Genomic DNA, 17,326 nt, shown 5'->3' with positions numbered 1-17,326 from the left:
GAACGCCCCCCGTTACACACCAGGCACGGGGACCTCCCGGGAGCCCGGACCCGCCGGTGAGGTTCCCTGGCTCTCAGCCCGTCCGGACCCACCCAAGGCCCGCTGAACCCCCGTCTCCACCGGCCCCAGGAACCGTGGATCAGGCTCGAACACCGCGTCCAGCGCGGCCTTCCCCGCGGCGAAGATCTCCCGCGCCCCGCCGTAGTACCACGTCACGTCGTGCTTCGCCTCGACCCCGACCCCGTACGACTCCACACCCGCCGCCTCGCACAACACGACAGCACGACGGATGTGGAACCCCTGACTGATCAGCACGGCCCGGTCGACCCCGAATATCTTCTTCGCCCGGACACACGAGTCCCACGTGTCGAACCCGGCGTAGTCGCTCACTATCCGCCCGTCCGGCACCCCGTGCCGCGTCAGATACGCACGCATGGCATCCGGCTCGTCATAGTCCTCGCGACTGTTGTCCCCGGTGACGAGCACCACCCTGACGCGCCCCGCCCGGTACAGCTCCGCCGCCGCGTCCAACCGGTGCGCGAGGTACGGAGACGGCTCCCCGTCCCACAACCCGGCACCGAAGACGACGGCGACATCGGTACGCGGCGCGTCCGACACATCGCGCAGCCGGTCACCCGCGGCGACGAACATCCACGTGGCCGGCAGCAGCGCCAGCACACACAGCGACATCACGACCTGCACGGCCCGCCGCTGCCCGGTCCGCGTACGAGGCAGACGCACCCGCACCCGCGAACGCAGGGACGCCCGTGATCCACGCGCCTTCGGACTGCTCATCGGACGGGTCCCTCCCAGGTGGCCTCGGTGGCCTTCGATCAAGGAAGACGCCCCCGACACCGCCCCGGTTCACCGCCCCCGACGTGACCAGCTTCACTCGGTCGCAGAAAATCGCAGGTCAGCTCACCTCACACACCCCTTGCCCCCCACCGTGAACCCCCGGAAAAGACCCGTCATTCATGCGCAACGGCGTGGCAACCTCGTACCGTCACGATCGGTACATGACGCCGTCGCCCCGTTCTCACGACGAGTCCACGCAGCCCCCGCAGAGCCCCCGGCCGCCCGGAGGCGCCCACCTCGACAGTACGGCGCAAATCATGGACCGGATCACCAGCCAGCTCGGCAGCCAGCTCAGCCTCGTCTCGCTCGACGGCAGCCGTCGCCCCGCCCCGCCCGCACTGGTCCTCGTGGGCCACGGAAGCCGCGACCCGCGCGCCCTGAGCACCGTCGGCGCGCTCGCCGAACGCGTCCGCGCACTGCGCCCCGACCTGCCCGTGCACCTGGGGCACATCGAGCTGAACGCGCCCCTGCTCCCGGACACGCTCGCGGCACTCGGCACCGCCGAAGCCGTCCTCGTACCGCTGCTGCTCAGCCGCGGCTACCACGTCAAACAGGACATCCCGGAGATGGCCGCGGCGGCATCGGCACGCACGCGCGTGGCCACCCCGCTCGGCCCGCACCCCCTGCTCGTCGAGACCCTCCACGCCCGCCTCGTCGAGGCCGGCTGGCGCACTCGGATGACCGACGAGCAGCGCCGGACGAGCGCGGTGGTCCTCGCCGCCGCGGGTTCCCGCGACCCCGACTCGGACGTCGACACCCGCCGCACCGCCCGGCTCCTCGCCGAGCGCCTGGGAGTGCCCGTCGTACCGGCGTACGCCACCACGGCCGCGCCGACCGTCCCCGCGGCCGTACGCGCCCTGGCCGCCCGTGGTCGCCACCGGGTCGCCGTGGCCTCGTACTTCACCGCCCCGGGCCGCTTCGCCACGGAGTGCGCCGAGGCCGCCCCCTGGATCGCCGCGGCCCCCCTGGGCGCCCACCCGGCGATGGCCCACCTGATCCTCCACCGCTACGACGAGACCGTCGCGAGCCCGGTGCCTATGGAACGGGCGCTGGCCTCGGTCTTTTAGGGGCGCGGGGAACTGCGCGACAAGCCACAACGCGTCCCGCACCCGCACAACGACAGAACCAGGCAGACGCGCAGGCGCACACACACGCCCAAATTGTCAGTACCTGCGCTTACTGTCGAACCATGGAAGGCACACGCACCAACACAACCCACACCCCCCAACCCCCCGAAAACGGCACCGCACCCACTGACTCCACCCCCGCTGCCTACGCCCCGACGGCAGTCGCCCGCTGGGCAGCCGAACCCGATAAACGACCGGGCCGCACCGCCTTCCAGCGCGACCGCGCCCGCGTACTGCACTCCTCCGCCCTGCGAAGGCTCGCCGGCAAGACCCAGGTGGTGACGCCCGGCACCCGCAGCCAGGTCTGGGACGCCAGCCCCCGCACCCGACTCACGCACTCCCTGGAATGCGCCCAGGTCGGCAGTGAACTGGGCGCCGCGCTCGGCTGCGACCCCGACCTCGTCGAGGCGGCCTGCCTCTCGCACGACCTGGGCCACCCGCCCTTCGGGCACAACGGCGAACAGGCGCTCAACGAGTTCGCGGCGGACTGCGGCGGCTTCGAGGGCAACGCGCAGTCCCTCAGGCTCCTCACCCGGATCGAACCGAAGCGCTTCGTGCGCAGCGAACGTCTTGAGATCACGGGTGGATCCGGAACAGCCGGTGACCTCGTCAGCGTGGGTCTCAACCTCACCAGGGCCACCCTCGACGCCGCGACCAAGTACCCCTGGCCGCGCGGCGCGCACCCCACCGACCCGGCCTCCCCGAAGTTCGGCGTCTACGACGACGACCGGCCGGTCTTCGACTGGGTCCGGCAGGGCGCCCCCGGGACCCGGACGAGCTTCGAGGCCCAGGTCATGGACTGGGCGGACGACGTGGCGTACTCGGTGCACGACGTCGAGGACGGTCTGCACGCCGGTCACATCGACCCCAACTGTCTGCACGCCGAGCCCGAGCGCCAGGAGATCTTCCGGGTCGCCACCGGCCGCTACGTGGCCGCGGACACCGACCCCGCCGAACTTGCCGAGGCTCTCGACCGCCTCCTCGACCAGGAGTGGTGGCCGCACGGCTACGACGGTACGGCCGTCGCCCAGGCCCGGCTGAAGGACGCCACCAGCCAGCTCATCGGCCGTTTCTGCCTGGCCGCGGAGGGCGCCACGCGCGCGAGGTACGGCACCGGCCGGCTCACCCGGTACGCGGCGGAGCTGGTCGTCCCGCGCGCCGCCCGGCTGGAGTGCGCGGTCCTCAAGGCGGTCGCCGACCGGTACGTGATGCAGCGCGCCGAACAGGAACTGCTCCGCGCCGACCAGCGCGTCGTCGTCGCCGAACTCGCCGAGGCGCTCACCGCCCGCGCGCCGGACGGCCTGGACCCCCAGTTCCGCGCGCTGTTCGACGAGGCGGCGGACGACCGTGCGCGCAAGCGGGTGATCGTCGACCAGATCGCGTCCCTCACCGATGCGTCGGCGCGTTCGCTGCACGCGCACCTGACGAGCCGCATATGACCGCCATATGTCCTCTATGTGGTCTCCATATGGCCCTGTATGAACCGCATATGACATAAATGTGACCCTGTGTGGCCTGATCGGGCCACACCCTCTTCCCCCATCACACTCCGTGCGGGACGCTCCCCAGGGGGCATCCGTACACAAGGCACGAGCAACACGCGGCACGAGCGACACGTGGCACCCGTAATTACGAGGAGGCATGAAGTGGTCGACGCGGATCAGACATTCGTCATCGTCGGAGGCGGACTGGCCGGCGCCAAGGCGGCCGAGACGCTCCGGACGGAGGGCTTCACCGGCCGCGTGATACTGATCTGCGACGAACGCGACCACCCGTACGAGCGGCCTCCACTCTCCAAGGGCTACCTCCTCGGTAAAGAGGAGCGCGACAGCGTCTTCGTCCACGAGCCGGCCTGGTACGCGCGCAACGACATCGAACTCCACCTCGGTCAGACCGTCGATGCCATCGACCGTACGGCGAAGACGGTCCGGTTCGGCGACGACGGCACCCTCGTCCACTACGACAAACTGCTCATCGCCACCGGTGCCGAGCCGCGCCGCCTCGACATCCCCGGCACCGGCCTGGCCGGCGTCCACCATCTGCGCCGCCTCGCGCACGCCGAGCGCCTCAAGGGCGTCCTGGCCGCACTGGGCCGGGACAACGGGCACATCGTGATCGCCGGCGCCGGCTGGATCGGCCTTGAGGTCGCGGCGGCGGCACGGGAGTACGGCGCCGAGGTGACCGTCGTCGAGCCGGAGTCGACCCCGCTGCACTCGGTGCTCGGCCCCGAGCTGGGCAACCTCTTCGCCGAGCTGCACCGCGAGCACGGCGTCCGTTTCCACTTCGGCGCCCGTCTGACGGAGATCGTCGGCCAGGACGGCATGGTCCTCGCGGCCCGCACGGACGACGGCGAGGAGCACCCGGCCCACGACGTCCTCGCGGCCATCGGAGCCGCACCGCGCACGGCACTGGCGGAGGCGGCCGGCCTGACCCTCGCCGACCGCGCGCACGGCGGCGGCATCGAGGTCGACGAACGCCTGCGCACCTCCGACCCCGACATCTACGCGGCCGGTGACGTGGCCGCCTTCCACCACGCCCTGTTCGACACCAGGCTGCGCGTCGAACACTGGGCCAACGCCCTCAACGGCGGCCCGGCCGCGGCCCGCGCGATGCTGGGCCGCGAGTCGACGTACGACCGCGTGCCGTATTTCTTCTCCGACCAGTACGACATGGGCATGGAGTACTCGGGCTGGGCACCCCCGGGCTCGTACGACCAGGTGGTGATCCGGGGAGACGCGGGCAAGCGCGAGTTCATCGCCTTCTGGGTGAAGGAGGGCCGGGTGCTGGCCGGGATGAACGTGAACGTGTGGGACGTCACAGAGACCGTCCAGCAGCTCATCCGATCCCGGTCCCAGGTGGACACGGAGGCCCTGGCTGACCCGCACGTACCACTGGACAGCCTCGTCCCGTGACCGCGACGGGGCCCGCGACTGTCACAGCACTGTCGGCCCGCCCCCGTAGAATCACCGCGTGGCCGGAAGGATCAACGACGAGGACGTGAAGGCGGTTCGGGACGCGGTCCCGATCGACGCCGTGGTGTCCGAGTACCTCCAGCTGCGCAACGCGGGCGGCGGCAACCTCAAGGGCCTGTGCCCCTTCCACGACGAGAAGTCACCGTCCTTCCAGGTCAGCCCGAGCAAGGGACTGTTCCACTGCTTCGGCTGCCAGGAAGGCGGCGACACCATCACGTTCGTGATGAAGGTCGACCACCTCTCCTTCTCCGAGTCGGTCGAGCGTCTGGCCGCCCAGGCCGGCATCACGCTGCGGTACGAGGAGGGTGGCTACAACCCCGCGGGCCAGCGCGGCGAGCGCATCCGCCTGGTCGAGGCCCACAAGATCGCCGCGCAGTGGTACGTGGAACAGCTGGCCACCAGCTCCGAGGCGGACGCGGGCCGCAAGTTCCTCGCCGAGCGCGGCTTCGACCAGTCGGCCGCCGAACACTTCTCCGTCGGCTACAGCCCCCAGGGCTGGGACCACCTCACCCGCTACCTCCGAGGCAAGGGCTTCTCGGACAAGGAACTCCTGCTGTCCGGCATCGCCCAGGAGGGCCGCCGCGGCCCCATCGACCGCTTCCGGGGCCGCCTGATGTGGCCGATCCGCGACATCGGCGGCGAGGTCGTCGGCTTCGGCGCGCGCAAGCTGTACGAGGACGACAACGGCCCCAAGTACCTCAACACCCCCGACACGGCGATCTACCGGAAGTCCCAGGTCCTCTACGGCATCGACCTCGCCAAGAAGGACATCGCGAAGACGAGCCGCGCGGTCGTCGTCGAGGGCTACACGGACGTCATGGCCTGCCACCTGGCCGGCGTGACGACGGCGATCGCGACCTGCGGCACCGCCTTCGGCACCGACCACATCAAGATCCTCCGCCGGCTGCTGATGGACAACGGCTCGGCCCGCGTGATCTTCACCTTCGACGGCGACGCGGCCGGCCAGAAGGCCGCTCTGCGAGCCTTCGAGGACGACCAGAAGTTCGCCGCCGAGACCTACATCGCGATCGCCCCCGACGGCATGGACCCCTGCGACCTGCGCCTCGCGAAGGGCGACCAGGCCGTCGCCGAGCTCGCCGAACCCCGCACCCCCCTCTTCGAGTTCGCCCTGCGCCAGATCGCCATCCGCTACGACCTGGAAACCCCGGCGGGCCGCGCGGCGGCGCTGGACGAGGCGGCCCCGATCGTCGCCCGCATCAAGAACAGCGGCGCCCAGCACGAGGTCGCGGTCCAGCTCGCCGGCATGCTCGGCATCCTGGACACGCAGTTCGTCGTCAAGAGGGTGGCTCAGCTGGCCCGTTGGGCCCGGGACCGCGGCGGCAAGGGCCCGGCCCCCACCAGCGGGCAGCGCCAGTCGCAGCCGTACGAGTCGACCTCGTCCCGGCCCGGCGGCCCCTCCGGAGCCGCCCTGAACCTCCGCAACCCGGTCTACGCCACCGAACGCGAACTCCTCAAACTCGCCCTCCAGCGCCCCGACCTGGTCTCCCCGGCCTTCGACGCCTACGGCATCGACGAGTTCACGGCCGCCCCCTACGCGGCCGTACGCCAGGCGATCATGGAAGCGGGCGGCGCGGAGTACGGCGTCCAGGACCCCCAGGAGTACCTGGTCCGCGTCCGCGAGATCGCCCCGGACAACACGGTCCGCGCCATGGTGACGGAGCTGGCGGTCGAGGCGATCATGCGCAAAACGGTCGACGACGTGTACGCGAGCGACCAGTTGGTCATGGTCCGCCGCAGAGCGGTGGAACGCCGGATCCAGGAGGTCCAGGTCACCCACACCCGCCTGGCCACCCACGGCGACCCGGCCGAACTGGCCGCCGTACAGAACGAGTTGTGGGTACTCCAGCAGTACGACCAGGCCTTGCGGGAGCGGGGCGCGGCAGCGCTCTGAGCGGGCCTCGGAGGCCTCGGAGTCAGTTCCCCTCGAACGTCGGCGTCACCGCCCGCACCAACCGGTCCACGAACTCCCGCTCCCTCCGCGCGAGTTGCGGGTACTCCACGACGAAGTGCTCCCACTCGACGTACCCCACAGCCTCCACCACGTCCGCGAGCAGGATGCGCTCACGGTCGTGGTGCGGCCACTCGCCGGAGAGCCGGAACACCTCGTTCAGCAGCGTGTGGGGGAGCGGATACCGCTCGGCCAGGAGCACCGCGTCGTACAGGTCCTTGCCCTGTGCGTACATGTCGTTGATCAGCCACATCAGCTTCCAGGCCAGCGACAGCGCGGGCGTCGCCGCCGGGACCCACGCGCCGCCCGCCAGTTCCACCGGCACCGGCGGCTCGGCGAGCCGCTCGTTGAAGACGAAGTCGAGCTGCACATGGCCGCCGGGCAGCCCCGGCGCGGACCAGGGCAGGACCATACGGCGGCCGGGCACCCGGTCGTAGGTCCAGATGTCCTCGACCACCGCCTCACGCGCGGAGAATCCCACCTCGCCGTCGCCCCGCGCCTCGGCCGCCGCCGCGATCCCGGCGAGCATCCGACCAGCGCGGGCGTCAGTGATCGAAAGGGTGTCAGGTACGACGACGAAGTCCAGGTCACCGGGCTCACGGGCGGCCTCGCCGAACCACGCCGCCATCAGCACGCTCCCGCGCAGCACCAGCGACCCGGCCCACTCGGACCCGGCGATCGCGTCGAGCACCAGCTCCAGCGCCCGGCGCCGCGTGACCCGCCAGGCCGCACCCCGTGCCGGGTCGGCGAAGCCCGGGTCGGCCGCCCGATAGGCGTTGGGGTGCTGCTTCAGTGCCGGTTCGAAGACCAGCCGCTGCACAACGTCCTTGCCCGGCACGGTACGCAGGGTCAGGGGCAGTCCCTGAGACTCCCGGGTCCTGTCGTCCAGGGCGGCCTGGGGCGCGTCGACGCCTGCCCGCATCGGCTTCCGCCACGACCTCTTGTTGCTCATCCCCGCACCTCCGGCGCCGCCACGACCGCGCCTCCGCTCTCCTCGATCCATCCGTCATCGACGGACAGGTCACTGTCGTACAGCACGAACTCCCGCTCCACACCGATCACTTCGCCCCCAATCGCGTGGTGTTCCCCCGGCTTCCCCAGCTCCGCCAGCAGCCGTTCCAACGCCCGTCCCGCCCCCGCCGCGTCCACGCCCCAGCACCGCTGCGTCACGAACCGCTCGGCCCACCGGCCGCTCCGCGCCACCCGACGGGCGTTCCACGACAGATGCGCGCCGTACGGGACGACCCGCGCGGCCAGGGCGTCGAGATCCGCGTCCACGGGCAGGCGCAGCTTCGCGTGGTGCTCGAAGTACCGCTCGTCCGTGCGTGGTTCACGCGGCACCTCGGGAGCCCACGGCGACGACTCGATCTTGACGCGCACCGGTTGGAACCCGTCCGCCCGCAGCCGCGCCCCGACTTCCCGCGCGCGGGCCGCTTCGGCGGCATACGACGGGGAGCCCGTGAGGGTGAGCATCGGCTGGGCCGGCATTCGGCCACGGGCGAGGACGATGTGCGTCAGTTTGAGACCGGCCGCCGTCGCCCAGCGGCCCAGCCGTTCCGCCTCGGCGGGGTTTTCGCAGCGGACGGTGATATGCGTTTCGTACACGTGAGTTGAGCGAAGCGAACCGGACACGCGCCGATCGTGCCAGGTCGGACCCCGGACAGGCACCCGAGTTTGCCGCGACGGTAACCACGTGGTCACGGAACGGACCCAGAAAGTCGTCGCACGCCCCTCGTGGCGGCGATGTGCCGTACGCCACACTGGGTTCCGGTGCCTGAGTCCTCGGAGCGCGGCCGACCCGTCCCCAACGGGTCCGACACCCCCGCGATTCCGCTCAACGCGTACGGGACGGACAGCGGTGAGGCCGCCCACTCCGCCCCCCGAGTACCGCTGCCGTACGCCTCAGCAGCGATCATCCTGGAGGTCGCCCCCGTGCAGACCCAGACCCTCACCCAGACCGACAGCGGTACGGCAGTGACGGAGCCCGACGCCGAGACCGGGAACCCGGACGTCATCGACGCCACGGACATCCCCGAGGTCATCGCGGCCGTGCCTCCACAGAGCCGCGTCGCGCACCACCCCGAGACGGCCGAGCCCGACAGCCCGCCCGAACCGGACGAACCCCCGGCGGACGCGGTGGATACGGCGGAACCGATCGAGGCGATCGAGCCGATCGAACCCCTTGAGCCCCTTGAGCCCATCGAGCCGGCCGAACGGCTCCGCGCCCGCGCCCCGGCCCGTGCCCCCGCCCGCGCCGACACCAGCGGGCCTTCCTCCGACCTGTTCCGCCAGTACCTGCGCGAGATCGGCCGCATCCCGCTGCTCACCGCCGTCGAGGAGGTCGAACTCGCCCGCCGGGTGGAGGCCGGCCTGTTCGCCGAGGAGAAACTGCGGCTCGCCTCCGACCTGGACAGCCAACTGGCCCTGGACCTGGACCGGTTGGTCGTCATGGGCCGGATGGCCAAGCGCCGCCTGATCGAGGCGAACCTGCGCCTGGTGGTGTCGGTGGCGAAACGGTACGTGGGCCGCGGCCTGACGATGCTCGACCTCGTCCAGGAGGGGAACCTCGGCCTGATCCGCGCCGTCGAGAAGTTCGACTACGCGCGCGGCTACAAGTTCTCGACGTACGCGACCTGGTGGATCCGCCAGGCCATGTCCCGCGCCCTCGCCGACCAGGCCCGGACGATCCGTGTGCCCGTACACGTGGTCGAGCTGATCAACCGGGTCGTCCGGGTCCAGCGCCGGATGCTCCAGGAACGCGGCTACGAGCCGACTCCCGAAGAGGTCGCCGCCCACCTGGACCTCCTGCCCGAGCGCGTCAGCGAGGTGCTGCGCCTGGCGCAGGAACCGGTGTCGCTGCACGCTCCGGTGGGCGAGGAGGACGACGTGGCGCTCGGCGACCTCATCGAGGACGGGGACGCGGCTTCGCCGGTGGAGTCGGCGGCGTTCCTGTTGCTGCGGGAACACCTGGAGGCGGTGCTCTCGACGCTGGGGGAGCGGGAGCGCAAGGTCGTCCAGCTGCGCTACGGGCTGGCGGACGGGAGGCCGCGCACCCTGGAGGAGATCGGCCGGATCTTCGGCGTCACGCGTGAGCGCATCCGCCAGATCGAGTCCAAGACCCTGAACAAACTGAGGGACCACGCCTTCGCGGACCAGCTGCGGGGCTACTTGGACTGAACTCCCCACCTACCCAGAATCCCCAAGGGGGCTGAAAACCAGCCCCCTTGGGGATCCCCGCTACCTCGCTACTCCGTTGCCCCGCTAATCCACCTCGGCCACCGCCTCCGCGAACTGCGCCTTGTACAACCGCGCGTAGGCGCCGTCCGCCTCCAACAGATCCCCGTGCGCGCCCTGTTCCACGATCGAGCCGTTCTCCATCACCAGGATCGTGTCCGCGTCGCGGATCGTCGACAGCCTGTGCGCGATCACGAACGACGTTCGCCCGTGCGCCAGTTTGGCCATCGCCTTCTGGATGAGAACCTCGGTCCGGGTGTCCACGGAACTCGTCGCCTCGTCCAGCACCAGGATCACCGGATCGGACAGGAACGCCCGCGCGATCGTGATGAGTTGCTTCTCACCCGCGCTGACCCCCGTCCCCTCGTCGTCGATCACGGTGTCGTACCCGTCCGGCAACGTACGGATGAACCGGTCCGCGTGCGCGGCCCGCGCCGCCTCCTCGATCTCCCCGCGCGTCACCTCACGCTCACGCGCGGCCCCGTACGCGATGTTCTCCGCGATGGTCCCGCCGAACAGCCAGGTGTCCTGGAGCACCATCCCGATACCGGCCCGGAGTTCGTCCCGGGACATGGCGGCGATGTCCACCCCGTCGAGGGTGATCCGCCCCCCGGAGACCTCGTAGAACCGCATCAGCAGATTGACCAGAGTGGTCTTCCCCGCCCCCGTGGGCCCGACGATCGCGACCGTGTGCCCGGGCTCCACCGCCAGCGACAGGTCCTCGATCAGCGGCTTCTCCGGCTCGTACCGGAACGACACGTGCTCCAGCGAGACCAGCCCCCGCAGCTCCTCGGGCCGTACCCCCGGCACCGGATCGGCCTGCTGCTCCTCCGCGTCCAGCAGTTCGAAGACCCGCTCGGCCGAAGCCACACCCGACTGCACCAGGTTCGCCATCGACGCGACCTGCGTCAGCGGCATCGAGAACTGCCGCGAGTACTGGATGAAGGCCTGCACATCACCGATCGACAGCGCGCCCGAAGCGACCCGCAGTCCCCCCACCACGGCCACCAGCACGTAGTTGAGGTTCGACACGAACATCATCAGCGGCTGCATGATGCCACTGTTGAACTGGGCCTTGAACCCGGCCTCGTACAGGGCGTCGTTCTGCTCGGCGAACTGCTGCGCCGACTCGTCCTGCCGCCCGAACACCTTCACGAGGTTGTGCCCGGTGTACATCTCCTCGATGTGGGCGTTCAGCTTGCCGGTGGTCCGCCACTGCTGGACGAAGTGCGGCTGCGACCGCTTGCCGACACGCGTGGCGATGAAGAACGACATCGGTACGGTCACCAGCGCGACCAGCGCCAGCAGCCAGGACACCCAGAACATCATCGCCAGCACGCCGATGATCGTCAGCAACGAGTTGATGAGCTGCCCCATCGACTGCTGGAGCGTCTGCCCGATGTTGTCGATGTCGTTCGTCGCGCGGCTGAGCACCTCACCGCGCTGCCGCTTGTCGAAGTACGACAGGGGCAGCCGCGACAGCTTCGCCTGGAGGTCCTCGCGCATCCGGTACACGGTCCGGTTGACCGCCCGGTTCACCAGCCGCGTGGCGACCAGCATCAGCAGCCCGGCGAACACGAACACCACCAGGGCGAGCCCCAGCACCTCGCCCACCGCGTCGAAGTCGATCCCCTTGCCCGGAGTGAAGTCCGTACCGGAGAGCATGTCGGCCATGCCGCCCTCGCCGCGCTCCCGCATGGACGCGAGAACCTCGGCCTTCGTACTGCCGCTCTCGAACTGCCGTCCGATGATGCCGGAGAAGACCAGGTCGGTCGCCCGCCCCAGGATCTTCGGGCCCACCACCGACAGGCCCACGCTCACGAACACCGTGAGCAGCATCACGTACATCGTGGCCCGTTCGGGCCTGAACTGGGCGAGGAGCCGTTTGCCCGACACCTTGAAGTCCAGCGAGTGCTGGTCGGGGCCGCCTCCGGCCATCATGCGCCCCATGGGCCCGGCCATCAGGCAGCCTCCGCTTCCGTGAGCTGGGAGAGCACGATCTCCCGATAGGTCTCGTTGTCCGCCATCAGCTCGTGGTGGCTGCCGGTGCCGACGACCCGGCCCTCGTCGAGGACGATGATCCGGTCGGCCTCCCTGATCGTGGACACCCGCTGCGCGACGATCACGACGGTCGCCTCGGCGGTCTCGCGCGCGAGCGCCGTCCGCAGGGCCGCGTCCGTGGCGTAGTCGAGCGCGGAGAAGGAGTCGTCGAAGAGGTAGATCTCGGGCCGCTGCACCAGCGTCCGCGCGATCGCGAGCCGCTGCCGCTGACCGCCCGACACATTCGTACCGCCCTGCGCGATCGGCGCGTCGAGCCCGCCCTCCAGCCGCTCGACGAACCCCTTGCCCTGAGCAACCTCCAGAGCGCGCCAGAGCTCCTCGTCCGTGGCGTCAGGATTGCCGTAGCGCAGATTGCTCGCCACGGTCCCCGCGAACAGATACGGCTTCTGCGGCACCAGCCCCACCGTCCTGGCCAGCAACTTCGGCTCCACGGTGGCCACGTCCACGCCGTCGACGAGCACCTCTCCGTCGGTCGCGTCGAACAGCCGCGGTACGAGCCCCAGCAGCGTCGACTTACCGCTGCCCGTGGACCCGATCACGGCGGTCACCTCACCGGGCCTCGCCACCAGGTCGACGGCCTTGAGCACCGGCTCCTCGGCGCCCGGATAGCGGAACCCGGCCCCCCGGATCTCCAGATGCCCGTGCCGCCGCAGTTCGACGACGGGAGCGGAGGGCGGCACCACACTGCTCGACGTCCCGAGGACCTCCTCGATGCGCTCGGCGCACACCTCCGCGCGCGGCACCATCATGAACATGAAGGTGGCCATCATCACGGACATGACGATCTGCATCAGATAGGCGAGGAACGCGGTCAGCGCGCCGATCTCCATCCCGCCGCTGTCGATGCGATGAGCACCGAACCACACCACGGCGATGGACGAGACATTGACGACGGTCATGACGATCGGGAACATCAGCGCGAGCAGCCGCCCGGTGCTCAGCGACACCTCGGTCAGCTCGTGGTTGGCCTTCCCGAACCGGTCCTTCTCGTACTCGTCCCGCACGAAGGCGCGGATGACCCGGTTGCCGGTGATCTGCTCGCGCAGCACCCGGTTGACGGTGTCGAGCCGTACCTGCATCGTCCGGAACAGCGGCCGCAGCCGCCGCACGATCAACGTGACGCAGATGCCCAGCACCGGCACGACGGCGACCAGCACACCCGACAGCGGCACATCCAGGCCCAGCGCGAGCACGATCCCGCCCACGCACATGATGGGCGCCGACACCATCAGCGTGAACGTCATCAGCGCGAGCAACTGCACCTGCTGGACGTCATTGGTCGTACGCGTGATCAGCGAGGGCGCGCCGAACTGCCCGACCTCGCGCGCCGAGAACGACTGCACACGGTCGAAGACGGCGGCACGCACGTCCCGGCCGAGCGCCGACGCCGTACGGGCGCCGTAGTACACGGCACCGATGTTGCAGACGACCTGCACCAGCGAGATGCCGATCATCACGGTGCCGAAGAGCAGGATGTAGCCGGTGTCGCCCTTCACCACGCCCTTGTCGATGATGTCCGCGTTGAGCGTGGGCAGGTAGAGGGTGGCGCAGGTCTGCAGGAGCTGGAGCAGCACGAGCAGGCCGATGGGTTTCTTGTAGGGCTTCAGGTAGGTGCGCAGAAGTTGTATGAGCACGCTGAATCTCTCGGAGTCGGCGGTTTGTCCGTGACGGACGATGGGGAGTGCCCCACGCACCCATCGTCCGACACTCCACCCGTGTTACTTCAACCGATTAATCCAACAGCGGACCAAGAACCTCCGGCGCGAGAAACGCCCCCCGCCCCTCAGCTCCGAAATGCCCCGGGATGCGTCTGCTCCCGCACGGACACGTACTGCTGCCGCACCGCCTGCCCCACCGCCAGCTCCTCACCGGGCTCCAGCACCTGCGCGGCGGCCCCCTGCCAGGCCGGCGGGGTACGGGGGTCGAGCGTGCCCTGCGACACCCCGAGCGCCCAGGCGGCCTGCCGCGCGGCGCCGATGGCCGCGTAGTCGGCGGGCTGCGGTACGACGACCTGCGCCCCGAACAACGGCGGCGCCGCGGCCTGCACGGCGGGCAGCTCGGCGGCGGACCCGAGCAGGAAGACGCGCTGTACGTCGACTCCCCGCCCCCGCAGCACGTCCAGCGCGTCGGCGAGCCCGCACAGCATCCCCTCGAAGGCGGCCCGCGCCAGATGCTCGGCCTTCATGGACTCCCGCCGCAGCCCGGCGAGCGTCCCCGCGGTGTGCGGCAGATTGGGCGTCCGCTCGCCCTCCAGATAGGGCAGCATGACCAGCCCGTGCGCGCCCGGGGTCGACTTCATCGCAAGGTCGGACAGGCTCTCCAGATCAGTCAGCCCGAGCAGCTCGGCCGTCCCCCGCAAGGTCCGTACGGCGTTCAGCGTCGTGACGACGGGCAGGTGCAGCCCCGTCGCGTCGGCCAGCGAGGTGATCATCCCGGTCGAGTCGAAGAGCGCCTCGGGATGTACGGCCATCACGGACCCGGAGGCCCCGAGCGACACCACGACGTCCCCGAGCCCCAGCCCGAGCCCGAAGGCGGCGGCCATGGTCTCCCCGGTCCCGGCCGAGATGAGCAGCCCCTCGGGCGTCGTACCCGCGGCATCGGACGGGCCGAGCACCTCGGGCAGCATCGCCTGACGCCCGAGCGCGAGTTCGACGAGATCGCCGCGATAGTTCCCCATGGCGGCGGACCAGTACCCGGTCCCCGAGGCTCCGCCCCGGTCGGTGGTCCGGCGCACGGGCCGCCCGAGCAACTGCCACACCAGCCAGTCGTGCGCCTGCATCAGCACGGCGGTCCGCTGCGCCGCCTCCGGCTCGTTGCGCGCCAGCCAGCGCAGCTTGGTCACCGGCTGCGCGGCCTGCGGCACACACCCCACGGCCTGCGCCCACGCCTCACGCCCGCCGAGCGCGTCGATCAGATCGGCCGCCGCTACCTGCGCCCGCTTGTCCCCGCCGACCATCGCCGGCCGTACGGTGTTGCCCTGCGCGTCGACCGGCACGAGCGCGTTCTGCTGCGCGGACACTCCGATGGCCTGCACACCTTCGAGCAGTCCGCCGCCGGCCGCCTCACCGAGGGAGAGCAGCCAGGCCTGCGGATCGACATCGGAGGGCCGCCCGCCGCCCCCACCCTCGACGCCTTCCATCGGATGTGGCGCATAGCCCTGCCGCAGCACGGACCCCGTGTCCGCGTCGCAGACGACGATACGAGTGAAATCGGGCGAACTGTCCAACCCGGCGACTATCCCCATGTCGAAAATTCTGCCGTACGCGGAGAGGTGAACGCGCCGGGTCGATGCTCCGTTGCCGGTGACCTGCGCGTTGTCGGTGACCAGGGGCGTGCGGGTGCCGCAGATGTGTCCATGCCGACACCCTGACGCTCAGGTACCGGCTCAGGTGTTACTGGTGCCCCAGTCGTCCTCGCCACCTCCCGTGGCGTTGCGCTCACGCAGGGAGCGCACCCGGCCGGCCACGGAGTCGGGCACCCGGTCCCCGACCTTCTCGCTCACGACGTGGAACGCCTTGCCGGCGAACTCCCGCCCCTGCAACGCGGCCGACTCGGCGGTGTTGCGGACGGCAGGGTTCTGCGAGATCCGACGGGCCGACTTCTTCAACTGCTCGTAGCGCTCGCGCCCGGCCCGTGTGCCCAGCACGTAACCCAGGGCCAGTCCGGTGACGAACGTGAGCCGGTAGCGCATGACGGCCACCTTTCCTTGACGAGTGTCGAGTGGTGCGTGATCAGTGACGGATGGTGAGTGGGGCGACGGGCGGACGACGGCTGACGAACGAGGGGCGCCGCGCGCGAGCCACACGGAACCGATTGGCGGAGCACCCCCCTGCTTGCGCTAATGTATGTGTCGCAGCGACCGCACGCCCCCTGGCGAATACCCAGGGAGTAACGATCGATGCAACGAGGCAATCCCCTGTAGCTCAATTGGCAGAGCAGCCGACTGTTAATCGGCAGGTTACTGGTTCGAGTCCAGTCGGGGGAGCTTCGATCTTCCGTAGCTCAATTGGCAGAGCAGCCGGCTGTTAACCGGCAGGTTACTGGTTCGAGTCCAGTCGGGAGAGCGCTTGAACGAGGACCCCGTTGGGGTCCTTTTTCATGCCCGGGGGAACCGTGCGCATCGCACCGAGGTCCTCATGGTCATGCGAAGTCGACCATCCGAAGCAGGAGATCGTATGAGCGGCTATGCTGCGGCAGACGGCGCGCACAAATGTGCGCGACGCGCCGTAATGGGGCGGTAGCTCAGCCGGTTAGAGCAGCGGACTCATAATCCGTCGGCCGTGGGTTCGAGTCCCACCCGCCCCACCTCGGTGTCACTGGTGCAGGAACGTTTTCACCTGCGGACGGGTGGTCAGCCCCTCGGGAGACGAGGGGCCTTTTTCGTCTCCGGTGATCGTTAGCTGGCCCGCTGCCGGCCCGAGAGGCGGACGATCAAGACATGGAGCGGCCCTGACCGGGGCACAGTTCCCGGCCGGGGCCTGGAACAGCTCACTCCCGGTATCCACGGGTTGCGGGGCGGGCGGTTCCGGGGTCAGACGCCGCGCTCCAGATTCGCCCAGGCATGGGTCAGGATGCGCAGGGGCGTCGGGGTCGATCAGGTCGACGAGATCGGTGTGCTCGCGGTGCGCCCAGATGCTGCGGCCGGGCCCGGAGATTACGTGCTCGTAGGCGACCTCGACCGCGTCCTCGGCGTCGGTGATCGGGCCGTCGCAGTACCGGCGGCCGACATGCTCACGGGCGACCAGGACCTGCTGGTCACCCACCCCGGGCAGACGATCGTCGGTGACACGGGCTACGTCTCCAGGCACCTGGACGCCTTCATCGCCGAGCACGGCCTGACCCTTGCTGCGGCCCAGCTACCGAAACCTCAAGCCCCGGCCGGGCGAGCATCTGCTCAAGCCGATCCGGCAGTTGATCGAGTCGGTCAACGACACCCTCAAAGGCCAGTTCGACCTCGAACGCAACGGAGCCAGGACCCCAGCCGAGGTCCTGGCCCGCGTCGGGCAACGCATCCTCACCTTGACCACCGCCATCTGGCACAACCGGCAGACAGGCAGGAACACCGATCACCCGCTCACTGGCCGCTTACGACCGCTGACCAGCACATC

General features: G+C 70.0%; 13 protein-coding genes, 3 tRNA genes and 1 pseudogene. 9 read left to right on the top strand and 8 right to left on the bottom strand.

What is annotated here, in order from left to right; genetic code table 11:
* Positions 1 to 12: 12 nt before the first annotated feature.
* Positions 13 to 795, bottom strand: a complete 783-nt coding sequence (locus OHN74_RS12945) for a SanA/YdcF family protein (protein WP_327694720.1) — start codon at positions 793 to 795, stop codon at positions 13 to 15.
* 221 nt (positions 796 to 1,016) lie between these two features.
* Here OHN74_RS12945 and OHN74_RS12940 point away from each other — a divergent pair, with 221 nt between their 5' ends.
* The 4 genes from OHN74_RS12940 (at position 1,017) to dnaG (ending at position 6,866) form a co-directional block, all read left to right on the top strand.
* The gene (locus OHN74_RS12940; protein WP_327694719.1) at positions 1,017 to 1,922 is read left to right on the top strand and encodes a sirohydrochlorin chelatase; all 906 of its coding nucleotides are present in this window, start codon (positions 1,017 to 1,019) and stop codon (positions 1,920 to 1,922) included.
* Positions 1,923 to 2,044: 122 nt separating this feature from the next.
* Positions 2,045 to 3,421 (top strand): deoxyguanosinetriphosphate triphosphohydrolase, encoded by a 1,377-nt coding sequence (locus OHN74_RS12935; RefSeq protein WP_327694718.1) that lies wholly within the window; start codon positions 2,045 to 2,047, stop codon positions 3,419 to 3,421.
* 207 nt (positions 3,422 to 3,628) lie between these two features.
* Positions 3,629 to 4,894 (top strand): NAD(P)/FAD-dependent oxidoreductase, encoded by a 1,266-nt coding sequence (locus OHN74_RS12930; RefSeq protein WP_327694717.1) that lies wholly within the window; start codon positions 3,629 to 3,631, stop codon positions 4,892 to 4,894.
* A gap of 58 nt (positions 4,895 to 4,952) precedes the next feature.
* On the top strand, positions 4,953 to 6,866 hold the full coding sequence (gene dnaG, locus OHN74_RS12925) for a DNA primase (RefSeq protein ID WP_327694716.1): 1,914 nt from the start codon (positions 4,953 to 4,955) through the stop codon (positions 6,864 to 6,866).
* A gap of 22 nt (positions 6,867 to 6,888) precedes the next feature.
* Here the strand turns inward: dnaG and OHN74_RS12920 are convergent, their stop codons facing one another.
* Entirely contained in the window at positions 6,889 to 7,875 is a 987-nt protein-coding gene (locus OHN74_RS12920; protein ID WP_327694715.1) for a nucleotidyl transferase AbiEii/AbiGii toxin family protein, read from the bottom strand.
* Positions 7,872 to 8,528 (bottom strand): hypothetical protein, encoded by a 657-nt coding sequence (locus tag OHN74_RS12915; RefSeq protein WP_327694714.1) that lies wholly within the window; start codon positions 8,526 to 8,528, stop codon positions 7,872 to 7,874. The genes OHN74_RS12920 and OHN74_RS12915 overlap by 4 nt, the downstream gene beginning before the upstream one ends.
* A 165-nt stretch (positions 8,529 to 8,693) precedes the next feature.
* On the opposite strand from OHN74_RS12915, the gene OHN74_RS12910 reads away from it, so the two are divergent.
* A complete protein-coding gene (locus tag OHN74_RS12910) occupies positions 8,694 to 10,100 on the top strand; it encodes an RNA polymerase sigma factor (RefSeq protein WP_327694713.1) in 1,407 nt (468 codons plus the stop codon).
* Between the two features lie 84 nt (positions 10,101 to 10,184).
* Here the strand turns inward: OHN74_RS12910 and OHN74_RS12905 are convergent, their stop codons facing one another.
* The 4 genes from OHN74_RS12905 to OHN74_RS12890 all read right to left on the bottom strand — a co-directional run bounded on the left by OHN74_RS12905 (position 10,185) and on the right by OHN74_RS12890 (position 15,909).
* The gene (locus tag OHN74_RS12905) at positions 10,185 to 12,119 is read right to left on the bottom strand and encodes an ABC transporter ATP-binding protein (protein WP_327694712.1); all 1,935 of its coding nucleotides are present in this window, start codon (positions 12,117 to 12,119) and stop codon (positions 10,185 to 10,187) included.
* Positions 12,119 to 13,852 carry an ABC transporter ATP-binding protein gene (locus OHN74_RS12900; protein ID WP_327694711.1) on the bottom strand — a complete coding sequence of 578 codons (1,734 nt, stop codon included), beginning with the start codon at positions 13,850 to 13,852 and terminating at the stop codon, positions 12,119 to 12,121. Before OHN74_RS12900 ends, OHN74_RS12905 begins: the two co-directional genes overlap by 1 nt.
* A gap of 149 nt (positions 13,853 to 14,001) precedes the next feature.
* Positions 14,002 to 15,462: an FGGY family carbohydrate kinase gene (locus OHN74_RS12895; RefSeq protein ID WP_327694710.1), complete on the bottom strand. Its 1,461-nt coding sequence runs from the start codon at positions 15,460 to 15,462 to the stop codon at positions 14,002 to 14,004.
* 141 nt (positions 15,463 to 15,603) lie between these two features.
* Complete coding sequence (locus OHN74_RS12890) at positions 15,604 to 15,909, bottom strand: YtxH domain-containing protein (RefSeq protein ID WP_327694709.1); 306 nt, start codon at positions 15,907 to 15,909, stop codon at positions 15,604 to 15,606.
* A gap of 221 nt (positions 15,910 to 16,130) precedes the next feature.
* On the opposite strand from OHN74_RS12890, the gene OHN74_RS12885 reads away from it, so the two are divergent.
* From OHN74_RS12885 to OHN74_RS12875, 3 genes are all read left to right on the top strand, one after another.
* Positions 16,131 to 16,203, top strand: a tRNA-Asn gene (locus tag OHN74_RS12885).
* A 6-nt stretch (positions 16,204 to 16,209) separates the two neighbouring features.
* A tRNA-Asn gene (locus OHN74_RS12880) sits at positions 16,210 to 16,282 on the top strand.
* A 167-nt stretch (positions 16,283 to 16,449) separates the two neighbouring features.
* A tRNA-Ile gene (locus OHN74_RS12875) sits at positions 16,450 to 16,523 on the top strand.
* A gap of 8 nt (positions 16,524 to 16,531) precedes the next feature.
* On the opposite strand, the gene OHN74_RS12870 is transcribed toward OHN74_RS12875, so the two are convergent.
* Positions 16,532 to 17,050: a hypothetical protein gene (locus OHN74_RS12870; protein ID WP_327694708.1), complete on the bottom strand. Its 519-nt coding sequence runs from the start codon at positions 17,048 to 17,050 to the stop codon at positions 16,532 to 16,534.
* On the opposite strand from OHN74_RS12870, the pseudogene OHN74_RS42880 reads away from it, so the two are divergent.
* Positions 16,940 to 17,316: pseudogene (locus OHN74_RS42880) on the top strand (IS982 family transposase); the annotation flags it as partial. The gene OHN74_RS12870 and the pseudogene OHN74_RS42880 sit on opposite strands and share 111 nt — an antisense overlap.
* Positions 17,317 to 17,326 lie beyond the last annotated feature (10 nt).

This window comes from Streptomyces sp. NBC_00459, assembly GCF_036013955.1.
In the GTDB taxonomy this organism is placed as follows: domain Bacteria; phylum Actinomycetota; class Actinomycetes; order Streptomycetales; family Streptomycetaceae; genus Streptomyces.
This window is presented reverse-complemented; position numbering and strand designations above follow the sequence as displayed.

Excerpts from the sequence above, each read along its gene's own strand:
- OHN74_RS12940 (WP_327694719.1), top strand. The coding sequence starts at position 1,017 with ATGACGCCGTCGCCCCGTTCTCACGACGAGTCCACGCAGCCCCCGCAG.
- OHN74_RS12890 (WP_327694709.1), bottom strand. The coding sequence starts at position 15,909 with ATGCGCTACCGGCTCACGTTCGTCACCGGACTGGCCCTGGGTTACGTG.
- OHN74_RS12945 (WP_327694720.1), bottom strand. The coding sequence starts at position 795 with ATGAGCAGTCCGAAGGCGCGTGGATCACGGGCGTCCCTGCGTTCGCGG.
- OHN74_RS12895 (WP_327694710.1), bottom strand. The coding sequence starts at position 15,462 with ATGGGGATAGTCGCCGGGTTGGACAGTTCGCCCGATTTCACTCGTATC.
- OHN74_RS12920 (WP_327694715.1), bottom strand. The coding sequence starts at position 7,875 with ATGAGCAACAAGAGGTCGTGGCGGAAGCCGATGCGGGCAGGCGTCGAC.
- OHN74_RS12935 (WP_327694718.1), top strand. The coding sequence starts at position 2,045 with ATGGAAGGCACACGCACCAACACAACCCACACCCCCCAACCCCCCGAA.
- OHN74_RS12905 (WP_327694712.1), bottom strand. The coding sequence starts at position 12,119 with ATGGCCGGGCCCATGGGGCGCATGATGGCCGGAGGCGGCCCCGACCAG.